Origin of the sequence: Pseudomonas sp. WS 5051 (genome assembly GCF_012985715.1) — a bacterium.
GTDB lineage: Bacteria > Pseudomonadota > Gammaproteobacteria > Pseudomonadales > Pseudomonadaceae > Aquipseudomonas > Aquipseudomonas bubulae.
The window spans coordinates 240592-259983 of the sequence record NZ_JAAQWV010000007.1 but is presented as its reverse complement, the minus strand read 5'-3'; the positions used below and the strand labels follow the sequence as shown (position 1 = coordinate 259983).

Here is a 19392-nt window from a genome sequence, read left to right as displayed (position 1 = left end):
ACCACGCGACCAGCTCAATAAAATACGCCCCCAGAACATATAGAACTTGTACCCGCTTATGCTAACTTTAAGCGAGCCGGTTCAGAGTGACCAGAAACAGCTCGGCTGCCAGCTTTCGAGCCATCGCATCTATATACTCACAAGGGTCGTACCGCATTATCAGAGCTCAGTGTTCAGGCGCCGAAAAGCATGACGTTTTTTCCCTGACAATCGAGCGAAAGCCCATATCAGGGCGGACTGTCTTCCTGACTCAACCCGAACAACAGCCAGAACTAAAACTGAGTTCCAATCGCCGCAACAGTCGAACAAACAAATCAAAGAATAAAAAGGCCGACCTAGTATTTCATTATTTTTTTAAATACTGCAGCCCCACGCAGTGCAACCACGCTCAAAACACCACCCTGGCATCTCTATGTACGCCTCCGCGGATTTTATACGCTGGTAACCTTAGAATTTCTTACGCAGAACGCAGGAAAATTTTTGCACTTTACCATTCGCTGATAAGTTGACACTAAACTCAGGTGCTGGTGCATAGGTACGCAGTACAATATTGGCTGGGGTCCAGCTATCACTCATCTTAAAAATCTTCGCCCCAGTAAGCTGCTCGCCGGTAATAAAAAATGATGCGGAGACGCTCCCATAAAAACGTGAACGGTCCACAGGGGTGATTTTGTATTTTGTAACCTGCACAACGGTATGCTTCCCGCTAACAAGCGGAGTAATAGAGCTTACGCCTTCAATTTGCGCAGTCACACCCGACGCACTGCAACTCAATGCCAATGCGCTCTGTACCGCTGGCCCTACAGGCACCTGCGATGCTTTTCTGGCTGCATGGCTTTGTTTTGCACTCTTTAGCGTTTCGGCTCTGCGTGCTGCTAATTTTGCGGCCTTATCTGCTGTTTTTTGTACTTTATCTGCGGCCAGTTGCTTTCGGATTTGTTCGCCGATGGCATCATTTTTTGCATGTACGGCGGCCGCTTTTTTTCGTGCCTCTTCATTTCTGAGTTGGGCTTGTTTTTGAAGACGCGCTCGCTCCTCAGCTTTTTTAATGTATTCCTGGGTTAACAGTTTCTGAAGCTGTTCCTGGGACATTTTATTCCCGGCTTGAACAGAAGATACGGCCCCCACAGACGCACACCCGAGAGCAAGTACTGCAATAGTTTTTTTAAAACTAGCTGAAAGCATTATAGGCACCTGATCATTTAGTTTTTGAACAAATTTACAAACTCAATTTAGCCGTTGTATTTGAGCATCAGAAAAAAACAAATAATGTAGGCCTAGACTTTGCAATCAGTAGGAAAACAGCAAAAAACAAACCAACCACCAAACATTTCCGGTGTGTAGCCCCCCCCTGAGCCAATTTGCACACGTGAATTTCCGCATAAAAAAACCCCGCTCTTCTTTCGAAGGCGGGGTTTTTCACTCTGGACAGATCAGTGCGCGTAAGTCAGTAACAACTCGGCAGGCGCTTTGAAATCCAGGGACATCATGACGCTCAGCGCGGTGATGGTGAAGATCGAGAACACGAACAGCTTGCGTGCCCAGACCTTGTCGTCGACGGCCTTGTAGCCCGTCCACGCCATGTACAGCCAGTACATGCCCATCGCAGCAGCCACGGCCATGTAGCTCATGCCGGCGTAACCGCCGAGGGTGAGCATCAGGGTCGCGATCAGAAACGCGAGGATGTAGAGCAGGATGTGCTTCTTGGCAACCTTGATCCCGCGCTTCACTGGCAACACCGGAATCGATGCAGCCAGGTAATCGTTGAAGCGGAAGATCGCGATGGCGTAGGAATGCGGCATCTGCCACAGGCTGAACATCACCAGCAAGGTCATTGCAGCCATGTCGAAGCTGTTGCTCACAGCTACATAGCCGATGACCGGAGGCATTGCACCCGACAGACTGCCGATAAGCGTGCCGTGAACCGACTTGCGCTTGAAGTACAGGCTGTACAGACCGACGTAGATCACGAAACCGATCGCGGCGAACAGAGCCGCCAGCGGGTTGGCTACGCGATACAACAGGTACAGGCCGGCGCCCCCCAGCAGGGTGGCGTAAACCAGCGCCACCTTGAGGGAGATCAGGCCTTGAACCAGTACGCGGTTCTTGGTGCGGTCCATCTTGATGTCAATGTCGCGGTCGATGCAGTTGTTGAACACACAACCGGACGCTACCACCAGGGAGGTGCCGATTACCGCAGCCAGGAACAGGGCAAGATCGAAATGCCCCTTCGAGGCCAGGAAGAACCCGCCTGCCACAGAAAGCACGTTACCGAAAATGATCCCCGGTTTGGTGATTTGGATAAAGTGCTTGAAGGACATCGGGTCTTACCTCACTTCGCCATCATTTCAGTGTGGATGCTGAACATGATCCACAGGGACAAGCCCACCAGCAGCACAATTACCAGCGCAGCAAATACCAGCGCGGTGACGTTGTTGCGTTGTGCAGGCGAACGGTCCAGGTGCAGGAAGTACACCAGGTGAACAACCACTTGCACCACGGCGAACAACAGTACGATCGCCAGGGTGGTGAATTTGGGCAGCGATGGGTACATCACCAGCCCGAACGGAATAACGGTCAGGATCACCGACAGGATGAAGCCGATCGCGTAGGACTTCACGCTGCCGTGGTTGGCGCCGTCGGAATGTGCGTTAGCCATTACAAAGTCCCCATCAGGTAAACAACGGTGAATACGCAGATCCACACCACGTCCAGGAAGTGCCAGAACAGGCTCAGGCAGCTCAGGCGGGTCTTGTTGGTCGAGGTCAGGCCGTTTTTCTGCACCTGGTACATCATGATCGCCATCCAGATCAGACCGCTGGTCACGTGCAGACCGTGGGTACCGACCAGGGTGAAGAAGCCAGACAGGAAGCCCGAACGGCTAGGGCCGTAGCCCTCGGAGATCAACAGGTGGAACTCGTTGATTTCCATGGCGATGAAGCCTGCACCGAGCAGGAAGGTCATGGCCAGCCAGAACAGCACCTGCTGTTTCTTGCCCTTGAACAACGCCAGCATGGCGAAGCCGTAGGTGATCGAACTGAACAGCAGCAGGGCAGTTTCACCCAGTACGTACGGCAGTTCGAAGATGTCGTGGCCCGACGGGCCACCTGCAACGTTGTTTACCAATACCGCGTATACCGCGAAGATCGATGCAAACAAGATGCAGTCGGTCATCAGGTAGAGCCAGAAACCAAAAATGGTTGTCTCGCCCGCGTCGTGGTGTTCCTCATGCTCATGGTCGTGACCATGAGCGTGTCCAGCAGTGGTCGCTAAGTTCGACATGGTTTAAGCCTGTTCCAACTTGGTTTCAACACGAGTAGCCGGAATTGCTTTGGCGGCTACCAGACGCTTGTGCTGCTCGGCCTCGATACGCTCGATGGTCTCGACCGGCACCATGTAGCCTTGGTCGTCACGGGCGGCGTGAGCAACGAAGACAACAACCGTACCTACCAGACCCACGATGGCCAGCCACCAGATGTGCCAGATCATCGCGAAACCGAAGACGGTCAGCAAAGCACCCATGTACACACCGGTAGCGGTGTTGTTAGGCATGTGGATAGGCGAGTACTTGGCCGGAACCTGGTACGCAGTGCCGTTTTCCTTGGCTTCGGTGAACGGGTCGATACCGTCGACTTTTGGCAGTACAGCAAAGTTGTAGAACGGTGGTGGCGACGAAGTCGACCATTCCAGCGTGTGAGCATTCCATGGATCGCCGAATTCGCAGGCGTTCTCTGGCTTGTTGCGGTCACGGACGCTGACATACAGCTGGATCAGCTGGCTGGCGATACCCATGGCAATCAGTACTGCGCCGAACAGGGCTACGTACAGGTAAGGCACCCACTCAGGGTTGGTGCTGGCATTCAGACGACGGGTCATGCCCATGAAGCCCAGTGCATAGAGCGGCATAAAGGCGATGAAGAAGCCGACGATCCAGAACCAGAACGCGCGCTTGCCCCAGGTTTCGTTCAACTTGAAGCCGAACGCTTTCGGGAAGTAGAAGCTGAAGCCTGCGATGTAACCGAATACTGCGCCGCCGATGATCACGTTATGGAAGTGAGCAATAACGAACAGGCTGTTGTGCAGTACGAAGTCAGCACCCGGGATGGCCAGCAGTACGCCAGTCATGCCGCCGATGGCGAAGGTCACCATAAAGCCCAGGGTCCACAGAACCTGGCTGGTGAAGCGCAGACGGCCCTGGTAGATGGTGAACAGCCAGTTGAATAGCTTCACCCCCGTCGGGATCGAAATCAGCATCGTCGCCAGACCGAAGAAGGCGTTGACGCTGGCACCCGAACCCATGGTGAAGAAGTGGTGCAGCCAAACCATGAAGCCCAGCACCGAGATCGCGCCGGAGGCGTAGACCATCGAGTGGTGACCGAACAGACGCTTGCCGGTGAACGTGGAGATAACTTCGGAGAAGATACCGAACGCCGGCAGAATGAGGATGTACACCTCAGGGTGACCCCACGCCCAGAACAGGTTGACGTACATCATTGGATTGCCACCAAGTTCATTGGTGAAAATGTGGAAATCCATGTAACGGTCAAGTGTCAGCAGTGCCAGGGTAGCGGTCAGGATCGGGAACGAAGCCACGATCAGGACGTTTGCCCAGGTGCAGGTCCAGGTGAAGATCGGCATGTCCATCAGTTTCATGCCTGGAGCACGCATCTTCAGTACGGTCGCCAGGAAGTTAACCCCGGTTAACGTCGTACCTAACCCCGATAGCTGTAGAGCCCAGATGTAGTAATCCATCCCCACGCCCGGACTGTACTGCAAGCCCGACAGCGGCGGATAGGCAACCCAACCGGTCTTGGCGAACTCGCCGACGCCCAGCGACAGGTTGACCAGCACAACGCCGGACACCAGCAGCCAGAAGCTCAGGGAGTTGAGGAACGGGTAGGCCACGTCACGGGCGCCGATCTGCAGCGGCACTGCAAGGTTCATCAGGCCGGTGAAGAATGGCATCGCCATGAAGATGATCATGATCACACCGTGAGCGGTGAAGATCTGGTCATAGTGTTCAGGTGGCAGGTAGCCAGGCGAACCCTCGGTGGCCATGGCCAGCTGGGTACGCATCATGATTGCGTCGGCAAAGCCGCGCAGCAGCATGACCATGGCGACGATGATGTACATCACGCCGATTTTCTTGTGGTCGACTGACGTTAGCCATTCGGTCCACAGGTAGGTCCACTTCTTGAAATACGTGATTGCTGCAAACAGTGCCAGACCACCCAGCGCGATCATGGCGATGGTCACCATCACGATCGGCTCGTGGAACGGGACCGCTTCCCAACTTAATTTACCAAACATCGTTTACTCCTCTGCCCCGGCAGCTGAATGCGAACTCATGTCCACCACATCGGTCCCGGCCACTTCTTTCTTCTCGTGCTTCACCGGCTTGCCTGGCGTCATACCTTCGTACTTGTCGACGATTTTCTGAAACAGGTTCGGTGTGTACGAGGAGAACAGTTCAACGGGGTTGTTCTGACTTGGCTTGCTCAAGGCTTCGTATTCAGCTTGGTCAAGCTGTTTAGGTGATGCTTTGACTTCACTTACCCAAGCATCGAAATCAGCCTGAGTAGTCGCGATCGCTTTGAATTTCATGCCCGTGAAACCGGCACCGCTGTAGTTGGCAGAGATGCCTTCCATTTCAGCGTTGCGGTTGGCAATCAGGTGCAGCTTGGTCGTCATCCCGGCCATGGCGTAGATCTGACCGCCCAGGCCTGGAATGAAGAACGAGTTCATGACCGTGTCAGAGGTGATACGGAAATTGACCGGGGTGTTGGCCGGGAACACGATCTTGTTGACGGTAGCGATACCCTGTTCCGGATAGATGAACATCCACTTCCAGTCCATTGCCACCACTTCGATGGTAATCGGCTTGACGTCGGACTCGAGCGGACGATAAGGGTCCAGCGCGTGGGTCGACTTGTAGGTGATCACGCCCAGGGCGATGATGATCAGAATTGGCACAGTCCAGATCACGACTTCGATCTTGGTGGAGTGCGACCATTTAGGTGTATAGGTAGCGCTGGTGTTCGACGCGCGATATTTCCACGCGAAGACGAGGGTCATAATGATGACCGGCACCACGACCAGAAGCATCAGCAGTGTTGCAGTGATGATCAGATTCCGCTCTTCGATCCCGACCTGCCCCACCGGATCGAGCAATGTCATGTTGCAACCTCCCAGCAGCAGCGTGCCGAAAAGTGGCAATAAGCCAAGGAGTCTGGGGTACCTTTTTTTAGTCATCTCACGACCTCTAAAACAGCTTGCACAATGCAGTTGGTTTTTTTCGCCAACACTTCGCCCTGCCAAGGGTTGGCTCTTTTCCGGAATTGAATGAAAGCCTGCTCTATCACCATCAGGCGAACGGGCAAAATTCCGGGTTAGCAGTGATTTCTTATTCGATACGTGGTCAATGGCCTTGTCACAGACCAATTCCATTTGGTGCGGAACTTAGAAGGGTTGCCAGTACCTGGGAGTCGCATGGGACGCCTGTATTGAACAACCCAGTCGGCCTTCAACTTCCCGCTTGGGCTCAGGGATGAGCAGGCTGGACGTTCAGTGCGGGCGATTGTAGTTAGGTAGCTCTCTATAAACCATGTCTCATCCCGAAATAATTCTTATCGGGTACGGTAACAATCCCTGCCTATTATTACGCCAAGCGTTCAAGCCCCCCCTTGAAACAGAGTTGTAGCACGTCTTTAGCCCTGCACTTTCATGCCCCTTTTTAGCGCATGAACACACCCCCCTGACCCCGCCTGAACGCCCAAATAAAAAGGGCTACAGCCGATTTGCGTTGAGTCTCGCAACCCTGATTTCAACCCCTTTGCCAGCGTCAAAATGCCTCAGCTGGGTTACACGAAGTCATACGATTAAAAGACCACTGGTCAGACCAAAACCAGCCCTGCGACACCCTGCGCGTGACAATATGTCGCAGTGTCGCACAGCCTTTTTCGACGTGAGGATCACGCCTTCTTTACATTTGCGCAGGGACAAAAAAACGCCCCGCACTGCCGAAGGAAGCACGAGGCTGCTCAAGCAAAAATTGGTGGCTGGCTCAGCTCGATTGTTTCCGGTTGCGATAGATGCCCAGTGGCACCAGCACCGCAGTCATTACAAAGGCCACCAGTGCCCACTGTGCCAGCGACAGACCAAGCACCGGCGGGTATGGGGTGGAGCAAAACCCGTCGACCTGAAACCCCAGGGGGAACACGGCTGCCAACGGCAGACCATCGACGATTGGCTGCAACACATCAAGACCGCAGCTCACGGCCGGGTGAGCGAGGATATAGACGTGGCGCCCGGCGGCGGCAATACCACCGATGGCACTGAGCACCACCAGCACTTCAAACACGGTGAGGCTGCGCCGGCCAGGCATGGCTGCACCGATAAAGGCAAAGATCGCGATCAGCAGCAGTGCATAGCGTTGCAGGATACACAGCGGGCAAGGTGCCTCGCCGAGCACGATCTGCATGTACAGCGCGCCGCCGATCAGCGCCAGGCAGATCACCCCGAGCAGGACCAGGAAGCGTTTCTCCCGGCCCAGTTGCAACATGTCATTGGTCATCCCGCGTCCCTTTGCCTGATTATGTGTAAGCCGCACAGTTTACACCCAGACCCCGGGTCTGGATGTATCTGAACGTTGCAGGAAAAGTGGCGCAAGGGGATTAATGGGGGATTAAGGTCTTGCCTGCTTCTTGTAGCAGCCTTCGTTCCTCGGCAGCTGCCACGCGCCCTACTTCAGCTCGGCTGCCGGGCCGAAGAACTCGTAGCGGCTTTGCTGCTCCGGCACACCCAGGGCTTTGAGATGACGCTTGACCGCCCCCATAAAGCCTTTTGGCCCCAGGAAGTAGGCATCCAGATCACGCTCTTGCGGTAACCACTGAGCCAGTACTTCTTCGGTCAAAAGCCCTACATGATCTGCAGACTCGCCCTGCTCGTCATAGCAGTAGAAACGCTTCAATTGCGGATGCTGGTCTGCCAGTTCATCGATCCATGTGCGGAAGGCATGCACATCGGCATTGCGGGCACAGTGGATAAAGTGGATCGGGCGTTTTGTCGCCAGGGCCGCTTCAAGCATCGCCAGGGTCGGTGTTATGCCCACACCGCCACTGATCAGCACCAGCGGTTTTTCGCTATTGGCCAGGGTGAAGTCGCCCGCTGGCGGGAACAGTTCCAGGGTATCGCCCACATTCAGACGGTCGTGCAGGAAGTTGGACACCACCCCACCCTTCTCGCGCTTGACGCTGATACGGTAGCGACCGACCTGAGCCAGCGCCGACAGTGAGTAGTTGCGACGCACTTCTTCGCCATCGATCATGAGTTTCAGACCGATATACTGGCCCGGGGCAAAGTCGAGGATCGGTTGCTGGTCTACCGGGCGGAAGTAAAACGAAGTGATTTCAGCACTTTCCTGGATTTTGGCAGCCAGTTTGAACTCGCGCCCGCCGCGCCAGCCGCCAGGTGCTGCAGCTTTTTCGTCGTAGATGGCAGCTTCGGCACCGATCAGGATATCGGCCAACTGGTTGTAGGCCGCTCCCCAGGCGCTGAGCACTTGCGGGGTCGCGATGTCGCTGCCCAGCACTTCTTCAATAGCCCGCAGCAGGCAGCTGCCAACAATTGGGTAGTGCTCAGGGAGGATTTGCAACGCAACATGCTTGTTGATGATCCGGGCCACCAGATCGCCCAACTGGTCCAGCTGATCGATGTGCCGTGCATACATCAGCACGCCGTTGGCCAGTGCTCGCGGCTGGTCACCACTGGCCTGGTTGGCCGGGTTGAACAGCGAACGCACTTGCGGGTATTCCGAGAGCATCATGCGATAGAAGTGGGTAATCAGCCCTTCACCGCCGCTTTCCAGCAGTGGCACGGTAGATTTAACGATGGCACGATCCTGAGCAGTAAGCATATGGGTGACTCCTGAGCACGTAGGCTTCAACAATTACCCTTTACTTATCAGTTTCCGTGCCAACAATTAAACCCTTTAAAATCAGCAAGTTAATACAAACATAGTCATTTTGACACGAGTTACTATACAGTCATAAAGACTACGCGAGGTCAAAATGACTGCAAAACTGCTACTGACCACCCTGCTGCCGCTGGTGGACGATCTGTCCCGTGATCTGCCCGAGAGCGAACGCTATCGCCGCTTGCTGCACGCGCTGCGCACCCTGCTGCCTTGCGATGCCGCAGCCCTGCTGCGACTGGATGGCGAATGGCTGGTGCCGTTGGCTGTTGATGGCTTGAGCCTGGACACCCTGGGGCGCCGCTTCAAAGTCAGCGAGCACCCGCGCTTTCAGGCTTTGCTCGCAAGTCCAGGGCCCACCCGTTTCCCCAGCAACTGCGAACTGCCAGACCCCTACGACGGCCTGGTCGACGGGCTGGCCGAACACCTGGAAGTCCACGACTGCATGGGCTGCCCGCTGTTCGTCGAAGAGCGCCCATGGGGGCTGCTAACCCTCGACGCACTGGATTCCAAACGCTTCGAGCCGGTCTCGCTGGATGACCTGCAGGCCTTTGCCAGCCTGGCTGCCGCTACGGTCAATGTGGCTCAACGGATCGAACGGCTGGCATTGCGGGTCGAGGATGAGCAGCGCAAGGCCGAACTCTATCGGCAAGCCAATGGTTCGCCCAACAAGGAGCTGATCGGCCAGAGCAAGGTGCACAAACGCTTGCTGGAAGAAATTGCCCTGGTGGGCGGCAGCGATCTGACGGTACTGATAACCGGTGAAACCGGTGTCGGCAAGGAGCTGGTGGCCCAGGCCATTCACGCAGCCTCGCCACGGGCAGACAAACCGCTGATCAGCCTTAACTGCGCGGCCTTGCCCGACACGCTGGTTGAAAGCGAACTGTTCGGCCATGTGCGCGGTGCCTTTACCGGTGCCACCAACGACCGACGCGGCAAGTTCGAGCTTGCCAACGGCGGCACGTTGTTTCTGGATGAAGTGGGCGAGCTGTCGCTGACCGTGCAGGCCAAGCTGTTGCGGGTGCTGCAAAGCGGGCAGTTGCAACGCCTGGGCTCGGATCAGGAGCACCGGGTCGACGTACGCCTGATCGCAGCCACCAACCGCGACCTGGCCGAAGAAGTGCGCAGCGGTCGCTACCGCGCCGACTTTTACCATCGCCTTAGCGTTTACCCGCTCAGGGTGCCAGCCTTGCGCGAACGCGGCCGTGATGTGTTGCTGCTGAGCGGCTTTTTCCTGGAGCAAAACCGCTCGCGCATGGGCCTGGGCAGCCTGCGCCTGAGTCCCGACGCGCAGGCGGCGCTGGTGCAGTATTCCTGGCCGGGCAATGTGCGCGAACTGGAACACCTGATTGGCCGCAGCGCCCTTAAAGCCTTGGGCAATTGCAGCACGCGGCCGCGCATCCTGACCCTGACGGCGGCGGATCTGGATTTGCCGACCTCCGGCGCCAGCGCTGCGCCGATCGCCCCCCAGAACCTGCCGGATGCCGTGGGCGACTTGCGCCAGGCCACTGAAAATTACCAGCGCCAGCTGATCAGCACCTGCCTGGAACGCCATCAGCACAACTGGGCCAGTGCGGCGCGGGAGCTGGGGCTTGACCGGGCAAACCTGGCCCGCATGGCCAAACGGTTGGGCCTGAAACCCTGATCCCGTAGCAACTGCCGAGGAACGCAGGCTCGACAGCTGCAGGAACACTGCAACTGTGGGAGCGAGCCTGCTCGCGAAGGTCGTTCGCGAGCAGGCTCGCTCCCACAATAGGGCTTGACCTGCAACAGAGTATCTACAAGGGGATTTATGCCGACCGGTTAAAGCCCGTAACATTCAGGTCGATAACCCCGTATCGCTCCCAGCACAGAAGATTTTTATGTCATCGAACAATGCCCGCGCAGACTCACTCTCCCTTCTGCTCTTCACTCTGCGCAGCGGCAAGTTGTTGGCGATCAACCTGCTCAAGGTCAGTGAAATCATTCCCTGCCCGCCGCTGACCAAAATGCCCGAGTCCCACCCCAATGTGAAAGGCATCGCCGTGTTACGCGGCGCGGCACTGTCGGTAATCGACCTGAGCCGTGCCATCGGCGAGCAGCCGCTGCTCGACCCGGACGCTGGTTGCCTGATCGTCACCGATGTCAGCCGCTCCAAACAGGGGCTGCATGTGCAGGCGGTGAGCAAAATCGTGCACTGCCTGAGCACCGATATCCGTCCGCCGCCCTACGGCTCCGGCAAGCGCTCGTATATCACCGGTGTGACCCAGGTCGACGGCGTATTGGTGCAGGTACTGGATATCGAAAAAGTGATCCACGGCATCGCCCCGGCCAAGGTCGAGGACGCCAGCGACAGCCTCAGTAAAGAAGAGTCAAAACTGCTGGCCAATGCCCGCATTCTGGTGGTGGATGACAGTCAGGTGGCCCTGCAACAGTCGGTCATTACCCTGCGCAACCTGGGCCTGCATTGCCACACCGCACGCAGCGCCAAGGAAGCCATCGAGCGGTTACTGGAGCTGCAAGGCACGCCGGATCAGATCAACGTGCTGGTGTCGGATATCGAAATGTCGGAAATGGATGGCTACGCCTTTACCCGTACCGTGCGCGACACCCCGGACTTTGCCCATCTGTATGTGCTGCTGCACACCTCGCTCAACAGTGCGATGAACAGCGAAAAGGCGCGCCTGGCGGGGGCCAATGCGGTGCTGACCAAGTTCTCTTCGCCGGAGCTTACACAGTGCTTGATCCTCGCCGCGCGCACGGTTGCCGAGCAAGGTTACTGAGTAGCATGAGCCAGTATTGCCTGTTGCTGCGCAAAGATTTGCGCCAGCCATTGCCACCGGCCCACTGGCCCCAGGGCTTCACCCTGGTAACGCTCACCGAGGAGCTGCTGCAACCGGTACATGCCCTGATCAGCCTGAGCCATACCGACGGCACCGGCAGCATGCAAACCCTGCAGGACTGGCAATACGGCCTGCAACATGACCCCGAGTACGATCCCGCACTGTGTTTTGTGATCCTCCTGGAGGGCAAGGCCGTTGCGGTTGCCCAGGCCTGGACCAGCGCCTACCTCAAGGATCTGGCGGTACACCCGCACCACCGGGGCCGGGGCTTGGGCGGCGCACTGCTCAACCATGTCTTTGCCGTTTTCCGCCAGCGCCGTGAGGCTTGCCTGGATCTCAAGGTCATGGAGCACAACCACAACGCCCGGCGCCTGTACGACAAGCACGGCATGACCCTGATCCGGCGCGAGGCGCTTTAGCGCCGGGTTTGCCAGAACTCTTGCGCAAGCGAGCGCAAACCTGCGGCCAGCTCGGCGACATCCCCTGAATGGCGATGGCTCTGTTGCCCGGCATCCACAGTGACGTCACAGGCACTGCGAATCCCGGCGATATTACGGTTGATATCTTCACTGACCACGCTTTGCTCTTCGACCGCCGAGGCGATCTGCACACTCATCTCGGTGATCTTCTGAACTTGTGCACTGATCCCGTCCAGCGCGCAACTGGCCAGTTGGGTCTGATTGACACTGCTCTGAGCGTATTCACTGCTTTGCTGGATGACCTGCACCGCCGCCCGGGCACCTTCTTGCAGAGCGCTGATCATGGCCTGGATTTCACTGGTCGACTGCTGCGTACGCTGGGCCAGACCACGAACCTCATCGGCCACCACGGCAAAGCCGCGGCCCTGATCACCTGCGCGGGCCGCTTCGATAGCGGCGTTGAGCGCCAGCAAATTGGTTTGTTCGGCAATACTGCGGATCACTTCCAGCACCGAGGAAATATCGCTGCTGTGACTTTCCAGGTGATGCACCACCTCGGTGGCTCGCTCCAGCTCCGTCGCCAGGTGCTGCACCGTGCTGCGGCTCTGCGTCACCAGCTGATGGCCTTCACGGGTTTCACTTTGCACCCGATCGGCTGCTTGCGACGCCTGCTGGGCGTTGATCGCTACCTGCGCCACACTCGCCGCCATTTCGTTGATAGCAGTGGCCACCTGATCGGTCTCCAACTGTTGATTCAAGGTGCTGGCATGGCTGCTTTGCAGATGCTGAACCAGTTCGCTGGCGTGCCCGGCCAATCGCTGCGAGGCATCACCGATACGCCCCACCACAGCGCCGACCTGGGCCTCAAGCATATGCAGGGCAAACTCGATCTGGCCGAACTCATCACGGCGCCCGGTATAAATCTGCTGGCTCAACGGATTGTCGCCAACGCCTTTGGCGCGACGGGTCAATGCATGCAAAGGCCGCAGCAACCAGGCAATGGCCAGCGAACTCAACAGACTGCCCAGCAGCCAGATCAACAGCCCGGCCTGTGCGTCAACGCTGGCCAGCCACAGCGTGCCCACGGCTGTAACGGCGCCAAATACGGCACTGACAAACAATGCCAGCCTGCCCCCCAAGCCAAGGCGCAAGCCGGCCGGCAACAGCGGCTTGCGCCCCGAGCGTAGAGCGGCGTAGTGGGCCTCGGCGACTGCGACACGTTCAGGAGTCGGGTGGGTACGCACGGATTGGTACTCGACGGTCTCGCCATTTTTCATCACCGGCGTGACATAGGCGCTGACCCAATAGTGATCACCGTTTCTGCAACGGTTTTTCACCATCCCCATCCACGAGCGCCCCGCCTTGAGGGTCTGCCACATATGGCTGAAAGCGGCGGGCGGCATGTCGGGATGGCGCAGCAGGTTGTGCGGGGTGCCCAGCAACTCGCTCAGTTCATAACCGCTGACCTCGATAAAGTCAGGGTTGGCGTAGGTGATGGTGCTGTCGAGATCAGTGGTGGAGAGGATGTTGGCGTCGGGGGCAAAATCAACGGATCGGCCGGTAATCGGTAGATTGATTTTCATGACGGGCGCGCTCGGATTATTAGAGAAGAGTCGGCAGGGTCGTCGACTCTAAGCGCACCTATTAAGCAAATACTGATCTGGCGCATGACTAAAGGAGTTAATCAGGCCTGAACAAACACTAATGGCATATTGCCACTTTTTAGGGCATAAAATTAGCGTTTGCCCATGGTTTTGCGGGTGCCATGAGGGGGCGCGTTAGGGGTTTTATCATGACCGCCGAGGCCGCTTTTTTGGTAGTACGCCTTGCCCTGGGACTTGGCCTTGGCAAACTCCGATGGCTTGAACGGAAAAGTGAACGCAGGAATGACCGGTTTTTCCGGGGTATCGAGGTTCTCGGTGCTCACGGCATCAGGAGCGGTCGTTGGTGTAGGAGAAGTCATGAAAGCTCCGATATACGGGAAATAAACAGGCCGGATGGCGCAAGACCGCCCAGTATACCTGCGCACCCTGTATAGGTTGCACTCGCTGGTCGTAAAAATAATCCAACCCGCGGTGAAAACCCGTGACGTAGCAGCTGCCGAAGGAACGAGGCAGCTGCTACAAACCTTAAAGCTGTCACAAATGTCAGTTAGCCGTCACCGTTATGACCGGGTCCACACGCTATAACCTTTCTATAAGCCCCCATTCCACGCACACGGCGTCTATCCGGCATGCCCAATAAAACCAAAAAAATCTTGCTGGGCACGCTGCTGATTGCCCTGATGGGTAGCAGCGTCTGGTGGCTCAATCGCCCGGCGCCCGGCAAATCGGCAGGTAGCGCGCCAGTGCCGGTGCGGGTCGTGCAAGTCCTGCAACAGGATGTACCGCGCTATATCAACGGGATTGGCGCCGTACTGTCGCTGCACAGCGTCATCATACGTCCGCAAATCGACGGCATCCTCACGGGTATTCGGGTCAAGGAAGGCCAGACGGTCAAGGCTGGCGACCTGCTGGCTACTCTCGATGACCGCTCGATCAAGGCCAGCCTGGATCAGGCCAGGGCCCAACTGGGACAGAACCAGGCGCAACTGCAGGTCGCATTGGCCGACCTCAAGCGCTATCAGTTGTTGAGCGTGGACAATGGCGTGTCCCGGCAAACCCTCGATCAACAGCAAGCCCTGGTCAATCAGCTCAAGGCTTCGGCCCAGGGTGATCAGGCGGCGATTGCCGCGGCACAGGTGCAGTTGTCCTATACGCAAATCCAGTCCCCGGTCAGCGGGCGCGTGGGCATTCGCGCAGTAGATGCGGGTAACTTTCTAAGAGTCAGCGATGCCCAGGGACTGTTTTCCGTGACCCAGATCGCCCCCATTGCCGTGGAGTTTTCCCTGCCCCAGCAGCACTTGCCCCTGCTCCACGACTTGCTCACGGCCAAACAACCGGCCCGGGTCAAAGCCTTTGTCGGCAATACCGGCAGCAGCGGCACGCAACTGGGCGAGGGCCGCCTTAGCCTGATCGACAATCAGGTCTCGGCAACCACCGGCACAATCAAGGCCAAGGCTCAGTTCGACAATTCCACGCAAAGCTTGTGGCCGGGCCAGTTGGTCAATGTCGAAACCCAGACCGGACTGGACCGCAACGCGCTGGTAGTGCCACCGCAAGTGGTGCAGCGCGGGCTGGATAATTACTTCGTCTACCGGGTCAGCGGCGACAAGGTCGAAACCGTTCCCGTGCAGCTGACTTTTCAGGACACCGAACTGAGCATCATCACCGGCGTCAACCCCGGCGACACACTGGTCAGCGATGGCCAGTCGCGGCTCAAGTCCGGCTCGCGGGTTGAAGTCCTGAGCGGGCCAACGGCTGCCCGGGTGCAGCCATGACCCGCAGCCGCTCGGTGTCCGCCTGGTGTGTCGATCACCCGGTCGCCACGGTATTGCTGACCTTCGCCCTGGTGCTGGTGGGGCTGATTGCCTTTCCCCGGTTACCCGTGGCGCCCTTGCCCGAGGCGGAATTCCCGACCATCCAGGTATCTGCGCAATTGCCCGGCGCCAGCCCGGACACCATGGCGTCTTCGGTGGCAACGCCCCTGGAGGTGCAATTCAGCGCCATCCCCGGCATGACCCAGATGACCTCCAGCAGCGCCCTGGGCTCGACCACCCTGACCCTGCAATTCACCCTCGACAAAAGCATCGACACCGCCGCGCAAGAGGTTCAGGCAGCGATCAACACCGCGTCCGGCAAACTGCCCAAGGACATGCCGACCCTGCCGACCTGGAAGAAGGTCAACCCGGCCGACAGCCCGGTACTGATCCTCAGCATCAGTTCGCTGCAGATGCCAGGCACTGAACTGAGCGATTACGTCGAAACCCTGCTGGCCCGGCAAATCAGCCAGATTGATGGTGTGGGCCTGATCAATATCACCGGTCAGCAACGCCCGGCGATCCGCGTCCAGGCCTCGGCCGACAAGCTGGCGGCCATCGGCCTGACCCTGGCCGATATCCGCCTGGCGATCCAGCAAACCAGCCTCAACCTGGCCAAGGGCGCGCTGTATGGCCCGTCGAGCATTTCTACGCTGTCGACCAACGACCAGTTGTTCGACGCGGATGAATATGGCCAGTTAATCGTCTCGTACAAGGATGGCGCCCCCGTGCAGCTACGGGATGTGGCACGGGTTATCAACGGTTCCGAGAACGACTACGTACAGGCCTGGTCGGGCCACCAGCCGGGGCTCAACCTGGTGATTTCGCGCCAGCCGGGGGCCAATATCGTCGACACGGTAGACCGCATCCAGGCCGCCCTGCCCGGTCTGCAGGCCATGCTCCCGGCTTCGGTCGAAGTGACGGTGCTGAGCGATCGCACCAAGACCATTCGCGCCTCCCTGCATGAAGTGGAAATCACCCTGCTGATCGCCGTGCTGCTGGTGGTTGCGGTGATGGCGCTGTTTTTGCGCCAGTGGTCGGCCACGCTGATTGTGTCGGCGGTACTCGGCGTGTCGCTGATCGCCAGTTTCGCACTGATGTATGTGCTGGGCTTCAGCCTCAACAACCTGACGCTGGTGGCCATTGTGGTGGCGGTGGGCTTTGTGGTGGACGATGCGATTGTGGTGGTGGAGAACATCCACCGCCATCTGGAAGCCGGAGAAAGCATGCGCGACGCAGCGATCAAGGGCTCCAGCGAGATCGGCTTTACCGTGGTATCCATCAGCGTCTCACTGGTGGCCGCGTTTATCCCGCTGCTGTTTATGGGCGGGGTGGTCGGGCGGTTGTTCAAGGAGTTCGCCCTGACCGCGACCTCGACCATCATGATTTCCGTGGTGGTATCGCTGACCCTGGCGCCCACACTGGCCGCGCTGTTTATGCGCACACCGGAACACAAGCCCGATGCCAGGCCGGGCTTTGGCGAGCGCCTGCTGGGCCTCTATGAAAAAGGCCTGAAGCGGGCCCTTGCGCATCAGCGATTGATGCTGGGGATTTTCGCCGTGACCCTGGCCATGGCTATCGCCGGCTATGTGTTGATCCCCAAGGGCTTTTTTCCGGTGCAGGACACCGGCTTTGTACTCGGCACCACCGAGGCGGCGTCCGACATTTCATTCCCGGACATGACGCAAAAGCATCTGGCGCTGGCCGAGATCATCGGCAACGACCCGGCCGTGCAGGCGTTCTCCCATGCCGTGGGCGTGACCGGCAGCAACCAGACCATCGCCAACGGCCGCTTCTGGATTGCCCTCAAGGACCGCGGCCAGCGCGACGTGTCGGCCAGCGAATTTATCGACCGCATTCGCCCGCAACTGGCCAAGGTGCCTGGCATCGTGCTGTACCTGCGTGCCGGCCAGGATATCAACCTCAGCTCGGGCCCCAGTCGTAGTCAGTATCAATATGTGCTCAAGAGCAACGATGGTCCGACGCTCACCACCTGGACCCAGCGCCTGACCGAAAAACTGCGCGCCAATCCGGCCTTTCGAGATCTGTCCAACGACCTGCAACTGGGGGGCAGCATCACCCATATCAGCATTGACCGTAATGCGGCGGCGCGCTTTGGCCTGACCGCCACCGATGTCGATGAAGCACTGTACGACGCCTTCGGTCAGCGCCAGGTCAATGAGTTCCAGACCGAGACCAACCAGTACAACGTGATTCTGGAAGTCGACGCGCAGCAGCGCGGCAAGGCCGAAAGCCTCAATTACTTCTACCTGCGCTCGCCGCTGACCGGGGAAATGGTGCCGCTGTCGGCCGTGGCCAGGGTCGATGCGCCCATCAGCGGGCCGTTGTCCATCAGCCATGACGGCATGTTCCCGGCCGCCAACCTGTCGTTCAACCTCGCCCCCGGCGTGGCCCTGGGCGATGCGGTGCTGATGCTCAATCAGGCAAAAAACGACATCGGCATGCCCGGCACCATCAGTGGCAACTTTCAGGGCGCCGCCCAGGCCTTTCAAAGTTCGCTGGCCAGCCAGCCCTGGTTGATCCTCGCGGCGCTGGTGGCGGTGTATATCATTCTGGGGGTGCTGTACGAGAGCTTTGTACACCCGCTGACCATCATCTCCACCCTGCCCTCGGCCGGGCTTGGCGCGCTGCTGATGCTGTGGATATGTGGCCAGGATTTCTCGATCATGGCGCTGATCGGATTGGTGCTGCTGATCGGTATCGTCAAGAAAAACGGCATCCTGATGATCGACTTTGCCCTCGATGCCCAGCGCACCCGTGGCCTGAGCCCCGAAGAGGCCATCTACCAGGCGTGTATCACGCGGTTTCGGCCGATCATCATGACCACTCTCGCCGCGCTGCTCGGCGCCCTGCCGCTGATGCTGGGCTACGGCACCGGCGCCGAACTGCGCCAGCCTCTGGGGATTGCCGTTGTCGGCGGGCTGCTGGTGAGCCAGGCGCTGACGCTGTTTACCACGCCGGTCATATACTTGTGGCTTGAACGACTGTTCCATCGTTCCAAACCCGTCAGCTTGCTGGCGACGAATCACTGAGGCGGGTCATGCGCGTTCTGATTATTGAAGATGAAGAAAAAACCGCCGACTACCTGCACCGCGGCCTGACCGAGCAGGGTTACACAGTGGATGTGGCCCGCGACGGCATCGAAGGTCTGCACCTGGCAATGGAGAGCGATTACGCCGTGATCGTGCTCGATGTGATGCTGCCTGGCCTCGATGGCTTTGGCGTACTGCGGGCCTTGCGCGCGCGCAAGCAAACCCCGGTGATCATGCTCACCGCCCGCGAACGGGTGGAAGACCGCATACGCGGGTTGCGCGAAGGCGCTGACGATTACCTGGGCAAACCGTTCTCGTTCCTGGAGCTGGTCGCCCGCCTGCAAGCCCTGACCCGCCGCAGCGGCGGTCACGAACCGGTGCAAGTGACCGTCGACGACCTGTGGATAGATCTGATCAGCCGCAAGGCCAGCCGCGCCGGAGCCCGCCTGGACCTGACCGCCAAGGAGTTTTCATTGCTCAGCGTGATGGCCCGTCGTCAGGGCGAGATCCTGTCCAAGACCGCCATTGCCGAGATGGTCTGGGACATCAATTTCGACAGTGACGCCAACGTGGTCGAAGTGGCGATCAAGCGCTTGCGCGCCAAGCTCGACGGGCCATTCGAACACAAGCTGCTGCACACCATTCGCGGCATGGGCTACGTGCTGGAGCGGCGCAGTGTTTAAGCGCCCCGCCGCCCTGAACTCCATCG

16 protein-coding genes are annotated in these 19392 nt (G+C 58.3%); 6 read left to right on the top strand and 10 right to left on the bottom strand.

The annotated features are described in order from the left end of the window. Positions 1-447: 447 nt before the first annotated feature. The 8 genes from HBN79_RS14145 to hmpA form a co-directional block, all read right to left on the bottom strand. Positions 448-1185, bottom strand: a complete 738-nt coding sequence (locus HBN79_RS14145; protein WP_169916815.1) for a hypothetical protein — start codon at positions 1183-1185, stop codon at positions 448-450. Positions 1186-1433: 248 nt separating this feature from the next. Beyond that, entirely contained in the window at positions 1434-2321 is an 888-nt protein-coding gene (gene cyoE, locus HBN79_RS14140) for a heme o synthase (protein ID WP_095001514.1), read from the bottom strand. 11 nt (positions 2322-2332) lie between these two features. After that, positions 2333-2659 (bottom strand): cytochrome o ubiquinol oxidase subunit IV, encoded by a 327-nt coding sequence (cyoD, locus tag HBN79_RS14135; protein WP_016779556.1) that lies wholly within the window; start codon positions 2657-2659, stop codon positions 2333-2335. Then, the gene (locus HBN79_RS14130) at positions 2659-3282 is read right to left on the bottom strand and encodes a cytochrome o ubiquinol oxidase subunit III (RefSeq protein WP_095001515.1); all 624 of its coding nucleotides are present in this window, start codon (positions 3280-3282) and stop codon (positions 2659-2661) included. Before HBN79_RS14130 ends, cyoD begins: the two co-directional genes overlap by 1 nt. A gap of 3 nt (positions 3283-3285) precedes the next feature. Beyond that, positions 3286-5310 (bottom strand): cytochrome o ubiquinol oxidase subunit I, encoded by a 2025-nt coding sequence (gene cyoB / locus HBN79_RS14125; protein WP_095001516.1) that lies wholly within the window; start codon positions 5308-5310, stop codon positions 3286-3288. Between the two features lie 3 nt (positions 5311-5313). Then, positions 5314-6252 (bottom strand): ubiquinol oxidase subunit II, encoded by a 939-nt coding sequence (cyoA, locus tag HBN79_RS14120; protein WP_095001517.1) that lies wholly within the window; start codon positions 6250-6252, stop codon positions 5314-5316. Between the two features lie 811 nt (positions 6253-7063). Then, a complete protein-coding gene (locus tag HBN79_RS14115; protein WP_095001518.1) occupies positions 7064-7573 on the bottom strand; it encodes a disulfide bond formation protein B in 510 nt (169 codons plus the stop codon). Between the two features lie 168 nt (positions 7574-7741). Next, positions 7742-8914 (bottom strand): NO-inducible flavohemoprotein, encoded by a 1173-nt coding sequence (hmpA, locus tag HBN79_RS14110; RefSeq protein ID WP_095018305.1) that lies wholly within the window; start codon positions 8912-8914, stop codon positions 7742-7744. A 154-nt stretch (positions 8915-9068) separates the two neighbouring features. Here hmpA and norR point away from each other — a divergent pair, with 154 nt between their 5' ends. The 3 genes from norR to HBN79_RS14095 all read left to right on the top strand — a co-directional run bounded on the left by norR (position 9069) and on the right by HBN79_RS14095 (position 12212). Continuing rightward, the gene (gene norR / locus HBN79_RS14105) at positions 9069-10616 is read left to right on the top strand and encodes a nitric oxide reductase transcriptional regulator NorR (protein WP_095018304.1); all 1548 of its coding nucleotides are present in this window, start codon (positions 9069-9071) and stop codon (positions 10614-10616) included. 217 nt (positions 10617-10833) lie between these two features. Further along, positions 10834-11733 (top strand): chemotaxis protein, encoded by a 900-nt coding sequence (locus HBN79_RS14100; protein ID WP_095001521.1) that lies wholly within the window; start codon positions 10834-10836, stop codon positions 11731-11733. Positions 11734-11738: 5 nt separating this feature from the next. Then, on the top strand, positions 11739-12212 hold the full coding sequence (locus tag HBN79_RS14095; RefSeq protein ID WP_169916814.1) for a GNAT family N-acetyltransferase: 474 nt from the start codon (positions 11739-11741) through the stop codon (positions 12210-12212). On the opposite strand, the gene HBN79_RS14090 is transcribed toward HBN79_RS14095, so the two are convergent. Beyond that, complete coding sequence (locus tag HBN79_RS14090; RefSeq protein ID WP_095018302.1) at positions 12209-13795, bottom strand: PAS domain-containing methyl-accepting chemotaxis protein; 1587 nt, start codon at positions 13793-13795, stop codon at positions 12209-12211. The genes HBN79_RS14095 and HBN79_RS14090 overlap by 4 nt on opposite strands. Before the next feature lie 152 nt (positions 13796-13947). Beyond that, on the bottom strand, positions 13948-14175 hold the full coding sequence (locus HBN79_RS14085; RefSeq protein WP_095001524.1) for a hypothetical protein: 228 nt from the start codon (positions 14173-14175) through the stop codon (positions 13948-13950). A gap of 270 nt (positions 14176-14445) precedes the next feature. Here HBN79_RS14085 and HBN79_RS14080 point away from each other — a divergent pair, with 270 nt between their 5' ends. Genes HBN79_RS14080 through HBN79_RS14070 form a run of 3 tightly spaced genes read left to right on the top strand, consistent with a single transcriptional unit; the run spans position 14446 to position 19366 of the window. Beyond that, entirely contained in the window at positions 14446-15591 is a 1146-nt protein-coding gene (locus HBN79_RS14080; protein WP_169916813.1) for an efflux RND transporter periplasmic adaptor subunit, read from the top strand. After that, on the top strand, positions 15588-18683 hold the full coding sequence (locus HBN79_RS14075) for a multidrug efflux RND transporter permease subunit (RefSeq protein WP_095018300.1): 3096 nt from the start codon (positions 15588-15590) through the stop codon (positions 18681-18683). The genes HBN79_RS14080 and HBN79_RS14075 overlap by 4 nt, the downstream gene beginning before the upstream one ends. An 8-nt stretch (positions 18684-18691) precedes the next feature. Beyond that, positions 18692-19366, top strand: a complete 675-nt coding sequence (locus HBN79_RS14070) for a heavy metal response regulator transcription factor (protein WP_169916812.1) — start codon at positions 18692-18694, stop codon at positions 19364-19366. Positions 19367-19392: the final 26 nt, after the last annotated feature.